This is a genomic window from Thioclava kandeliae (genome assembly GCF_040297545.1).
Lineage (GTDB): Bacteria > Pseudomonadota > Alphaproteobacteria > Rhodobacterales > Rhodobacteraceae > Thioclava > Thioclava kandeliae.
The window spans coordinates 1-1,161 of sequence record NZ_JAYWLC010000076.1 but is presented as its reverse complement, the minus strand read 5'-3'; the positions used below and the strand labels follow the sequence as shown (position 1 = coordinate 1,161).

Genomic DNA, 1,161 nt, shown 5'->3' with positions numbered 1-1,161 from the left:
CTTCCTGACGCGGCCGATCGAGGGCGAATGGCCCTATCTTTGGATTGACGCGACATATCTCAAAGTTCGTCAGGGCGGGCGCATTGTCAGCGTGGCCGTCACCATCGCGGTGGACACTGATTATGCCTCTAATCTGACAAATCGTGAGATAGGAGGCGTTAATCCGAAGGTAAAAGCATTCACCTTCAATCGGCCGCATCAGGAAGGTGTCGACGCAGTCATCAATCTCTTCACAGAGGCCCCTGACCTAACTTTTCGACAGGCGGAAAACCCTCACGAGTTTAATTATTATGTATAATCCTTGGTCCAGTTGAGTTTGATCTAACGCTTTTTCTCCGTTTTCCGCTCTCGAAAGAAACAAACACCGTCTCAATGTTTCGCGCGCGAAACATTGAGACGGTGTTTGGTATACAGATAAACAGGTCGATAGAGAGCTAATGACCCTGCGGTTGGGTTGACACGATAGTAGCAACTCATGTGATCGGAATAGATGTATCTCGCGACTGGCGGCCAAGAAAGGGTATTGTGGGCTGATCTTATCAAGGCGGGTATTGAGACGCGCAGTTGTCTCCCGCCCAGATTATGAGTTTTGCCATATTGCTTGCCGAGAGGCCGGAGCTTGGTTGTACAGCCATAGGCAAGGCTGAATCTATAGCGGGCGCGCCCTGCATGCCACAATCCGCTCATGAACGCTGTGGCAAAGTGCTTGAATGAGGGTAAAAAATCGCACAAGGGCGCCATCAGGGCCATCGTACGAAGGTTGATCAACATCGCAAACGCGATCCTCAAAGCCGGCGAGACATGGCGCCAACAGCCTAGCAACTATGTTCACCTACCGGGCTGAGGTTGCCAAGGGATGCCTATTTGAGAGCCTTTGCGACTGGCTTCAGGACGGGGTTGTTCTAGGCTGCAGCCAGTACGGCCTAGAACAGGACATGTCTCACTGCGCGCCGACCTCCGCCGATTGCCCCGCTGTCGTGCGGGATGGAAGCAAGGCCAGTCATCGCCGCAGCATCACCGGATATTATCCGCCCGAATTCCAGCATTTCCGCGATCAGCATGGCCGCTAAGACGGGACCAATCCCGAGGATAGACTGGTCTGCCCCACTTTAGTGGTCCGGTCTAAAAATTAGTGCATCGTGGGCCTTTGGTCTACTGGCA

1 protein-coding gene and 1 pseudogene are annotated in these 1,161 nt (G+C 53.1%); one reads left to right on the top strand and one right to left on the bottom strand.

Annotated features, from left to right (window positions below; genetic code table 11):
- Positions 1 to 154, top strand: a pseudogene (locus tag VSX56_RS20640) (transposase); the annotation flags it as partial.
- 769 nt (positions 155 to 923) lie between these two features.
- On the opposite strand, the gene VSX56_RS20635 reads toward VSX56_RS20640, so the two are convergent.
- Complete coding sequence (locus VSX56_RS20635) at positions 924 to 1,091, bottom strand: transposase (protein WP_350939379.1); 168 nt, start codon at positions 1,089 to 1,091, stop codon at positions 924 to 926.
- Between the last annotated feature and the right edge of the window lie 70 nt (positions 1,092 to 1,161).